Annotated in this window: 9 protein-coding genes; 6 read left to right on the top strand and 3 right to left on the bottom strand. The window is 56.8% G+C overall.

What is annotated here, in order from left to right; translation table 11 throughout:
• The coding region (locus VFU50_14470; GenBank protein HEU5234065.1) for a thioredoxin domain-containing protein at positions 1 to 380 on the top strand (380 nt) is incomplete at its 5' end.
• A 310-nt stretch (positions 381 to 690) separates the two neighbouring features.
• Entirely contained in the window at positions 691 to 1,554 is an 864-nt protein-coding gene (locus VFU50_14475) for an NAD(P)-dependent oxidoreductase (GenBank protein HEU5234066.1), read from the top strand.
• Here VFU50_14475 and VFU50_14480 read toward each other — a convergent pair.
• Together VFU50_14480 and VFU50_14485 are read right to left on the bottom strand one after the other, a co-directional pair.
• Positions 1,551 to 3,074 carry a hypothetical protein gene (locus VFU50_14480; GenBank protein HEU5234067.1) on the bottom strand — a complete coding sequence of 508 codons (1,524 nt, stop codon included), beginning with the start codon at positions 3,072 to 3,074 and terminating at the stop codon, positions 1,551 to 1,553. The genes VFU50_14475 and VFU50_14480 overlap by 4 nt on opposite strands.
• Positions 3,075 to 3,166: 92 nt before the next feature.
• Positions 3,167 to 4,339 carry an aminotransferase class V-fold PLP-dependent enzyme gene (locus tag VFU50_14485; protein HEU5234068.1) on the bottom strand — a complete coding sequence of 391 codons (1,173 nt, stop codon included), beginning with the start codon at positions 4,337 to 4,339 and terminating at the stop codon, positions 3,167 to 3,169.
• Positions 4,340 to 4,607: 268 nt separating this feature from the next.
• Here VFU50_14485 and VFU50_14490 point away from each other — a divergent pair, with 268 nt between their 5' ends.
• From VFU50_14490 to VFU50_14505, 4 genes are all read left to right on the top strand, one after another.
• The gene (locus VFU50_14490; GenBank protein ID HEU5234069.1) at positions 4,608 to 7,226 is read left to right on the top strand and encodes a diguanylate cyclase; all 2,619 of its coding nucleotides are present in this window, start codon (positions 4,608 to 4,610) and stop codon (positions 7,224 to 7,226) included.
• Positions 7,227 to 7,320: 94 nt separating this feature from the next.
• Positions 7,321 to 8,523, top strand: coding sequence for an acetyl-CoA C-acetyltransferase (locus VFU50_14495; GenBank protein ID HEU5234070.1), 1,203 nt, complete (start codon positions 7,321 to 7,323; stop codon positions 8,521 to 8,523).
• A gap of 44 nt (positions 8,524 to 8,567) precedes the next feature.
• Complete coding sequence (locus VFU50_14500; protein ID HEU5234071.1) at positions 8,568 to 8,987, top strand: GxxExxY protein; 420 nt, start codon at positions 8,568 to 8,570, stop codon at positions 8,985 to 8,987.
• Between the two features lie 50 nt (positions 8,988 to 9,037).
• On the top strand, positions 9,038 to 9,931 hold the full coding sequence (locus tag VFU50_14505; GenBank protein ID HEU5234072.1) for a 3-hydroxyacyl-CoA dehydrogenase family protein: 894 nt from the start codon (positions 9,038 to 9,040) through the stop codon (positions 9,929 to 9,931).
• Between the two features lie 143 nt (positions 9,932 to 10,074).
• Here VFU50_14505 and VFU50_14510 read toward each other — a convergent pair.
• Positions 10,075 to 10,510 (bottom strand): DUF1810 domain-containing protein (locus VFU50_14510; protein HEU5234073.1); only part of this gene is annotated, 436 nt, incomplete at its 5' end.

Here is a 10,510-nt window from a genome sequence, read left to right on the forward strand (position 1 = left end):
CAACTCTCAAAGCCTTCGCCGACGTAGCCGGCCACTTCGGCATCTTCGCCGCAACCTATGGAATCGCTTTGACGCTTTACTCGCGGCCCCACACGCAAGTAGTCGTAATCGGCAACGACCAACGAGCCGACGAGTTGCAGCGGGCCGCAATATCGCCCTACAGCATATCCAAATCGGTACTACGCTTCGATCCCGATCACGTCGTCGCAGAAAATTTGCCGCCGGCACTGGCACAAACGCTTCCGAGCCTGCCGGCAGTGAAGGAGAAGAACAGTGTGGCCGTGCTGTGCTCAGGCTTCAGTTGTCAACCGCCGGTAGAAAGTGTGAGAGAACTAGCAGCCTCGCTTGATGGAGAAACAAGAAAACGACGGGCGAGTTGACGCGACCTTTGACTCTGTCATCCTGAGCCGCTTTTGGGCGAAGGATCTCCCGGAATGCTTGAGAGTGAATTGCCCTGTCTCGGCTCTTTAACCAAGTCCTGGTGAAGGAGCCTGGACAGTGCAATAAAGTCCGACATATCGCGGGAGGTCCTTCGCGCAAAAGAGGCGCTCAGGATGACAGACCGATTAGAGCTCTTTCGTGGTGTATCTGCGAAATCCGCGGGCGAAGCATCCGCGCAATCCGCGTCGTGTTTTGGTTTTGGTTCTAGGCTCAGCAGCTTAGAAGCTGAGCAGCTCAGGAGCTTACTTCATGCGCATCGCATTCCTCGGACTCGGCATCATGGGCAAGCCCATGGCGCAGAACTTAGTCAAAGCCGGACACGAAGTAAAGGTCTGGAACCGCACGCCCGGCAAAATCGTCGGCGGCGCGCATGGCGCGGCTACGCCCAAAGAAGCCGCCAAAGACGCTGAGATCGTCTGGTTGTGCGTCTCGGACACGGCAGCCGTCGAGCAGGTCCTTTTCGGGAAAGACGGCGTGAACGAGTCGCTCAAGCCGGGAGCGATCATCGTCGATTCCAGTACGATTCTTCCTTCGGCCAGCCTTAAGTTCGCCGAACGCATACGCGCGAAAGGCGGCGAGTTCGTCGATGCGCCGGTTACGGGTTCCAAAACGGGAGCCGAGAGCGGACAGCTCATCTTCATCGTCGGCGCACGCCAGGAAACCTTCGATAAGCTGCAGCCGCTGTTCAGCGCCATGGGCAAGAGCGCCGTGCGCGTCGGAGAAAACGGCAAAGGCCTTGCAGCCAAGCTCTCGATGAACCTGATGATTGCCCTTACCTTCGAGGGCTTCGCCGAAGCGTTAGTGCTGGCCAAGAAGCAAGGCGTGAATCTCGAGCCGCTGATGAGTCTCATCAGCCAATCGATGGTCCGCTCCGGCGTTGTCGATTACAAAGCTCCGTTCGTCCTCTCGCGCGACTTCACCGCGAATTTCCCCATGAAGCTCATGCACAAAGACATCAACCTCATGCTTGAAGCCGCCCGCCAAAGCGGAGTGAAGCTGCCCGCACTCGAGACCGTAGACAAGATCTACCAAAAATCGCGAGCTGAAGGACAATCAGATCTGGACTACGCGGCGACCTTGGTGACGCTGGAGAAGCAGGCGGGAGTGAGTTAGTTCCGTGCCGTTCGCGCGATCACGGTCCTGTTTGGCTTCGAAGTAGTTTCAATGCCAGTCGACCGTTGAAGCCAAAGCATCTCCAGACCGTTGCGTGTGGTTGTGCCTGCTGGGACATAGCACTGCGCTATGGTTGCTGGCATTTTTCCGTGCCACTCGGATTCCATCACCATAACGATCGATTTCTCATTTGAGGCGCACAGCTTTGCCGCGAATTCGCGTTTATTCCCGCCGAAGTCTGCAAGAGTGAGTTCGCGATGTTCCGAGGTGATGGCGTTGCGGCAGCCGGGAACGCTCCGTGAGTAGTACCAAAATGGCAATCGCTGCATGGCCGGCCAGAACGCCACCGCTTGATCGGGCTGGCTGCACAGGTACTCAGTCATGGTTTTCCAGTCGCCTTTGGATGCCGACTCATTGCCCACTACGAGCATGGTCACGAATAAGGCGGCAAAGGCCAGAACGCCGTAATCCATTCTGAGACCGCCGAATCCAACCATAGCCGTGAGTGTCAGAAAAGGGATGGCAAAGATCAGGAATCTGGGCACAAATAGCGGATGAATTGGAGAACAAATGAGCAGAACCAGAATGGGAAGAACGGCTTCGAGAACAATGGTCCGCGAAAACACGTCGCCACTCCGCCAGAGAGCAATAGAACCGAGCACGGAGCCGAGCACGAGAAGTGCTAGTGCGATCGGGGAATAGCCAGCGATCTGCACGAATACGTCGAGCAAGTAGTGCAGCGTGAGCTTGGGCACCCAGTCCAGTTGTCCGCCTCGTGTACGACAGAGGAACACGATCAACGGAATTAGACCAACCGCTGCTACGACCACAATTCTGCCGAAGAATTTCCAGCCAAGCTTCCGATGCGTAATCCAGATGGCCCACACCTGCGGCGCAATCCACAGCACAGCATAGAAATGCGTATAGAGTGCCGCCAAGGCGAGCACGCACCAGGTTGCACGATGTTTCCCTGTCTTGATCAGAAGGGCCAAAACCCACGTGGACGCAACCAGCAGGCAAACGGCCATTGCGTAGCCGCGAGCTTCCTGCGAATAGGCAATAAGGAATCCATTCACGACGACGAGCAGGACCGATGCCGCACGAAGCAGTTGCCGACTCTCGTCAAACACATGCTTTGAGAGAAGCCAGATGCTACAAATCAGCCCACAGCCGAACAACACCGAAGGAAGCCGCAGCAGGACTTCCGAGCGGTGCAGAAATGGGAATGCCCGCAGAAGCAAATAGTACGCGGACATGTTCATCTCCCGGCTGAAGATCAGCTTCCAGAAAGATGACCAGTCCAGGCTCGTGATGGCCGCGGTTGCGCTCTCATCCATCCACAGCGACCGCGCGCCCAAGTGTCGGATACGCAGCACTGCGCCAAAAATCGTGGCACACGCAAGAAAGAGAACTCGGTTCCACGCGATTTGCCGATGCCCATCCAGCCGCTCAGGTAAGTTGAGAAGAATCCATGAAGGAGCAATTCGGATTTTGCTCTTCGAACCGGCGGAAGGCGGCATTCAGATATTGTCGAAGCAGCGTGACGCGACACAGATAGGTACTTACCCTTGGGAACCTGCTTCGAATCGCCTTAGAAGAGGAGATGCAAAATTCAAACCGCCGATCTTGCCACCGTCATGCCGCTGAGAATCTCTTCGACTGCGGCAATTGCGGCGTCGAGCTCGCGGTCTTCGGTGTAGAAATGCGGAGACATCCTCACGCCGGCGTTTGGGCGCCAGTCCACGAGAACATCGCGCTTTAGCAGCTCGGCGCAGACTTCCTTCGAATTCGGCATATCGATCGAAGCTGTGCCACCACGCTTCTCCGGATCTCGCGGCGTGTTGACCTTCCATCCGCGGGCGTCGGCCAGTTCGATTAGCTTAGCGACCTGGCGCTTCGATTTTGCGCGGATCTTCTCTATTCCGGCTTCGGCGACGATCTTTAGCCCTGGACGCGCTGCATACAGCGCCGGTACGTTGGGAGTTCCGTTCATGAATTTGTAAGGTGGGTCGGCATAGCGGATGGGTCCGGTTTCGAAATGGAACGGCTTCTCGTGGGCTACCCAGCCGGTGAACTTCGGCTGCAGCTTGCGTCCGAGATCGGGCCGGACGTAAAGATATGCGGTGCCTGGTCCGCCGCAGAGCCATTTCAGTACTCCACCGCAAGCGAAATCAACGTTGAGATCGCGCACATCGACCGGAACTGTTCCGAGTGACTGGAAGGTATCGAGCACGACATGTGCTCCTACGCGGTGCGCGCGGTCGACGATTGCTTTCGCGTCGTTGATGTATGCGCTGCGAAAGATCACGTGAGAGATCGGGACGAGCAGCGTGGTTTCGTCGATGGCGTCGAGCAGGCGCTCGGTGGGAACGTGGATGGCGTCGTCGGTCGGGACCATGTACACCTTCGCTCCGTAAGCGCGCTGCGCTTCCCAGAAGTACATCACCGAGGGGAAGTTCATGTCGGTGTACACGACTTTGTTGCGCTTGCCGGAAAAATCGAAGCATGACGCGACTACCGCCTGGCATTGCGTCACGTTCTGATGCAGCGAGACGGTGTTGGCTTCGGCATGCATCAGGCGCTCGATCATGGCGCCAACTTCGTGGGCGAGCATCCACCAGGTTTCCTCCCAGGCACGCACGCCGCGGGTGGCCCAGACCTCGGCGTATTCGTTCAGGGCTTGTTGCGTTGCGCGGGGCATCGCGCCCAGGGAGTTGCTGATGAGGTACGTAGTGTTACCGAGGATGGGAAAGTCAGGCCGGAAGCGGAGAAGCTCGTCGGGCATGGGTGAGATTTTAATCGGAAAACCTGGGGTGAACACGAAGGACACGAAGGCACAAAGGAAGTGGAATGGCAATGGAGCGGTATCGCTGCCGGGTCGCGCCGTCGAACTGTCGCTGGTTCGAGAGCTCATAAATTTGTGACTGAGGAGAGTGGTGATGGCACCGAAAGCCCCGCTCGGCCTTTGTGACCTTCGTGTCTTTCGTGTTCACCCGCTTTTGGCTTTTCCTGCGCTACCCTTACAATCGAAGTAGTTTTCGGCATTACCGCGAATGGCAGATATCTCTAAACGCATAGAAAAAGCGGAAAAGTACCTGCAGAAGGGCAAAATCGACTCCGCCCTGGAAGAGTACCTGTCCATCCTGGACGAGGATCCAGGCAACGATGCCATCCGTCAGACGACCGCTGACCTCTTTTTGCAGTCGAACCGCTCTGCCGAGGCGGCGGCGCTGCTGAGTGAGCTTTTCGATCGACAGCTGGCTTCCGGCGACAACATTCGCGCCGGCGTGACGTACAAAAAACTGTCAAAGTTTGCGATTCCCAAGCTGGGCCAAACGCTTCGTTATGCACAGGTGGCTGAGCGAGTGGGCAATCGGCGCGAGGCGCTCGACGCATATGACGCGGCAGTGAAAGGTTTCCTGCAAGAGCATCGGGAAAACGAGGCGCTTTCGGCTCTCCGTCGAATGACGGCAATCGATGGCAGCGAATCAAGCCTGCTGCGGCTGGCGGAGCTTGCAGGCAAACTCAAGGATCGTCAGACCGCCGCCGAAGCCTACCTGAAGATCGGCCTTAAAGAAGAAGATGAAGGCCATATCGGTTTCAAGTGGTTCGAACGCGCTTACAAGGAAGATCCCTCCAGCGCGAATATCGCTTACCGATATGGGAAGGGCCTGCTGGACAAAGGCGAAATTGATCGTGCGCTGAAGGTGCTTGAGCCTGCCGGTACGGCAAAGGTGAGCTTGCCTGACCATCGCGAGGCGTACGGGATCGCGCTCGTTGCTGCACATCGCGCTGCTGATGCGTATCCGCTGCTGTGGCCGCTGTACGAGAAGACTCCGGCCAAGATGCAGAATGTCGGCGCGCTGATTGGAGAGCTGCTCAGCTCACAGAACTACAAGCAGGCACTGGAACTGGCCAAGAAAGCCGATGCGCAGCAGAATCGGCTGGGCAACCGGCGGGAGTATGGCGCGATGTTGCGCGAGGTCATCCGCGATCATCCGCCGGATAGCGAGTTCCTCGAGTTTGTCGCCACGCTATTCAATGATGCCAATCGCGAGCACGACTACAGCGACTCGCTCATTCAGTTGTTCGAATTGCGCTACGCGTCCGGTGATTTCCAGCGCGCTGCCGAAGCCCTGGATCGCGCTGCGGAGGTGGATCCTTATATCGAAGGCCTGGAGCGCAGGCTCGACATGTTGCGTGGAAAGGTCGACGCGAATCGGCTGCGCACCATCGCCAATCGTTTGCGCAATGCGGAGACCGAAACGGGAAGCGACGAGGAAGAGGAAGAACAGGAAACCGAGCCAACCGCTGAGGAACTGGAAGGCGAATCGACGGTGCTCGAGGACCTCATGCTGCAGGCAGAGATCTTTCTGCAGTACTCGATGCGTTCGAAAGCCATGGAGCGGATGGAACGCATCCAGAAGCTGTTTCCCCACGAAGAAGAACAGAACGACAAGCTGCGCCAGCTTTACGTAAGCGCCGGCATCTCTCCGCAATATAAAGATCGACGAGCGCCGGCACAGCCGCCTGCTGCAGCTCCAGTTAAGCCTGCTCCACCTGCTGTCCCTGCTCCAGTTGCTAGTGCATCTCCTGCAAGCCCAAAAGCTGCCGCTGCCGAAGGGTCGGATTCCATTGGCGACTTCACTCGCATCACCGAGATCACTCAGAATATTTACCGGCAATCGAACGTAAAGGGCGTGCTCTTCGCTTCTGCGAATGATGTCGGCCGGCACTGGAACGCCAGCCGCTGCATCGCCAGTTTGTGCAGTCCTGGCAAGCCTCCATCTGCGGCTCTTGAATACTGCGCGCCCGGCGTGAAGCAATCCGATGTAATGTCCATCGTGCGGCTCATTGGCGCGCTGCAGGCTCTGGTGGTTCAGCGTGGACCGCTGGCAATCGAGGACGTTCGCAAGATTCCCGAATTGGGATCCATCAAGGAACACCTCGACGCTCTGGAACTCAAATCGGCTCTCGCGGCTCCGCTCATGGACGGCGACGAGCACGTCGGTATCATCATCCTCGAGCAGATTGACAAAAAGCGGCAGTGGCGTCCGCCGGACATCGTGATCCTCAAGACCATTGCCGACCAGATGGTGCTCGCAGTCAACAACGCGAAGCTGCGCAGCCTGATGAAGACGCTCGCCGTCACCGATGAAAAATCGGGCCTGCTGAAGCGAGCTTCCTACATCGACGTAGTTACCGCTGAGGTGAAGCGATCACTCCAGCAAAACCAGAGTATGACCGTCATGCTGCTCAAATTCGGTAAAGCTGGAGCGTTGATTCGCGAAGTGGGTGAATCGGCTGTCGAGGGCATGATGCAAAACGTGGGACAGAGCGTCTGCGCGAACATCCGCCAGACCGACACGGCGATTCGTTACGACAAGATCTCCATCGCGCTCGTCCTGGGCGACACGAAGGATGCCAATGCTTTCTTCGTAGTAGAGAAGATTCGCAAGGTAATCGCCGACACCAAAATTCCCGGAACGGAGCGCCCTGTGACCATGGCCGCAGGTATTGCAGGAGGAGTGATTCACAAGGAATACGATCCCGTGGACATCGTCACCGAAGTGATTAACCGTGCAGAGCACGCCCTCGACAAAGCCACTGCCGAGAGTCCAAATGGCGCCCACACCGAACCACCCAGCATCGAGACCGTCGCAGTGGCATAGGCCACCGACTCCCATCTCTTGATACACTCAAAAGTTTGCTTCCTCCGGTCCTAACCGCGCTGGATAGCACTCATTTCCTGAGGATTCCGTATTCATGCTTCAGCCATCCGACATTGCAATCGTGAACGGCGCGCGCACGCCGATGGGCCGTTATTGCGGCAAGCTGCGCGACTTTACTGCCATGGAACTCGCTGCGATCGCCAGCAAGGAGGCGATGCATCGCTCCGGCGTAGAAGCGGCGGAAATCGACCATGCCGTCTTCGGCAACGCGCAGCAGACGTCCGGTGACGCCATCTACGGAGCGCGCCATGTGGCGCTGCGCGCAGGGCTACCGGTCGAAGTGCCTGCGCTCACGGTGAACCGTCTCTGCGGGTCGGGCATGCAATCAATCGTCAGCGCAGCACAGATGATCCAGCTTGGCGAATCGAAGATTGCATTGGCCGGCGGAATGGAATCGATGTCGCAGGCTCCCCACGTGATTCGCGGAGCCCGCTGGGGATTCGGCCTGGGCGAAGGCAAGATGGAAGATTCCCTGATGGTCGCTCTCCTCGACAGCTACTGCGGGCTCTACATGGCGCAAACAGCGGAGAAATACGCTGGGCAGCAAGGCATCACCCGCCAAGCGCAGGACGAATTCGCACTGCGCTCGCAACAGCGAGCGGCGGAAGCGCAGAAAGCATGTCGGCTGGGCGAAGAGATCACGCCGGTACCGCTCAAAGATCGTCGCGGCAATCCCACAGGCGAGATGTTCGAGAAAGATGACCATCTGCGCCCCGAGAGCACCCTCGAAGGACTTGCCAAATTGAAACCCTCGTTTGGCAAAGAAGGTACTGTGACCGCGGGAAACGCCAGCGGCATCGTCGATGGCGGAGCTGCTGTGGTTCTTATGCCCGTGGCTGAAGCGCAAAAGCGCGGACTGAGGCCGCTTGGGCAGCTGGTCAGCTGGGGGATTGCGGGAGTCGATCCTTCCATTATGGGAAGCGGGCCCGTGCCGGCGACGCGGACTGCGCTCAAGAAAGCAGGGCTCTCTCTCGATGACATCGATCTGATCGAGGTGAACGAGGCCTTTGCCGCGCAGTATCTCGCAGTCGAAAAGGAATTGGGCCTCGATCGTGAGAAGACCAACGTGAATGGCGGCGCGATTGCGCTCGGCCATCCGTTGGGTGCGACTGGGACCAGGCTCGTGATTACGTTGTTGTATGAGCTCCGCCGTCGCAAGAAAAAGTATGGACTGGCTACTGCGTGCATCGGCGGCGGGCAAGGGATCGCTGTGATTCTGGAGTCATTGGCGACGTAAAAAGGGGTGAACACGAAGGACACGAAGGCCACAAAGGGGTTTACATGCAAGAGGCTTCAGCGAGAGCGTTTTCAGCTCGCGATCTTAGTTACGAGATCATAAAAGCAGCTCTTAAAGTGCATTCCAATTTGGGACTTGGTCTGTTGGAGAGTACTTACGAAGCGTGCTTGCTGTACGAGTTGGAAAAAGTACGATTTCGAGTAGCTGCTCAAGTTCCGCTTCCTGTAATTTACGATTCCGTTAAGCTGGACGTCGGCTATCGAATCGACCTGCTCGTGGAGGACTTGGTTATCCTTGAACTGAAGGCGATTGAATGCGTCCAACCAATACACAAAGCCCAACTGCTTTCCTACCTTCGACTAAGCAAAAAAAGCCTCGGATTGCTCATCAACTTCAATGTCCCGCATTTAAGAGAAGGTATTCATCGAGTCCTGAATGGCGATGAGTGGAGGAAACCTTTGTGACCTTCGTGTCCTTCGTGTTCACCCCCCGGTTTTGATTTTCGAGGAGATAGATGCAGATCAAGAACGTAGGCGTACTAGGTTGCGGATTGATGGGTTCTGGCATTGCCCAGGTTGCGGCGCAAGCCGGTTACAACGTGACCGTGCTGGAGGCCGAGCAGAAGGCGCTCGACAAAGGATTCGCCGGAATTGATTCTTCCCTCGCGAAGTTCGTGGAGCGCGGACCGGAAAAGGGCGGCATCACGGCGCAGCAGAAAGACGAAATCCGAGCACGACTGAGAGGCACGCAGAAGAAAGAAGACCTCGCCCAGTGCGACATTGTCATTGAGGCCATCATCGAGAATATCGATGAGAAGAAAAAGATGTATGCGGCGCTGGATGCGATCGTCAAGCCGGAGGCAATGTTCGCTACGAACACGTCTTCAATTTCCGTAACTGAGCTGATGACCGCCACGAAGAGGGTCGATCGCTTTATCGGACTTCACTTTTTCAATCCCGTTCCCTTAATGAAACTGGTCGAACTCGTGCGTACGATTGCGACGTCCGATCAGGTCATCGATACAGCCGTCGAGTTCGGCAAGAAGCTGGGCAAGGTGCCGGTTCGCACTTCGGATAAGACGGGCTTTATCGTTAATCGTCTCTTGGTTCCTTATCTGCTCGACGCAATCCGCGCCTACGAGGAAGGCGTCGGCTCGATTCCCGACATCGACAACGCCATGAAGCTTGGCTGCGGGTATCCGATGGGACCGTTCACTCTGCTCGATTTTGTCGGGCTAGATACCACCTACTACATCACGCATGTGATGTATGAGGAATTCAAGGAACGTCGTTTTGCGTCCCCTCCGTTGCTCAAGCGGCTGGTTCTGGCAGGATGGTACGGCAAAAAGACCGGCAAAGGGTTTTATGACTGGAGCGATCCCAAGAATCCAGCGCCGGTGAAGCTATAACTTTCCTCCGTCTTTGAAGTATGCCGCCCCTTCGGGGCTCGCTCATCATCATGCTCACCCACGGCTTAGGCACGTGGGCTGAGACATTCCCCCCTTCGGGCTGGCTTTGGGCAGTCATCGCGCTCTTGGTCATGCCGCGATTTTCACTGTGCAAGTCGCGACACTGTGAACTCATCCGGTGAACCGGCGAAGTATTTGTCGAGAGCTTCGTTGAAGACCTTCTCTCCTGGAACAGCTTGCGCGAAAAGCGTCATGGAGGATCGGAATTTCAGGTGATCGGGATAGCCGAAGATATCTTCGATTGTACGATTTTGAATTGCGTTCACCAGGCCGCTGCATTCCCTCAGCCGTGGTCCCAAAATGGGATGTTCGAAGTATGCTTCGGCTTCGTAGAGCGATCCGATCGAGAATCGCTGAGCAAGTTCACTGTGTCCTAAGCCGCGAATCTGGGGGAAGATAAACCACATCCAGTGCGTGCGCTTGCGGCCTTCGCGCAACTCTGAGAGAACTCGCTGGTACACAGGGTTCTGCGCTTCAACGAAGCGCTGCAGGTTGTAGCGATCGAGATCCATCGACTTT

It is taken from the genome of Terriglobales bacterium (assembly GCA_035764005.1).
Classification (GTDB): domain Bacteria; phylum Acidobacteriota; class Terriglobia; order Terriglobales; family Acidobacteriaceae; genus Gp1-AA112.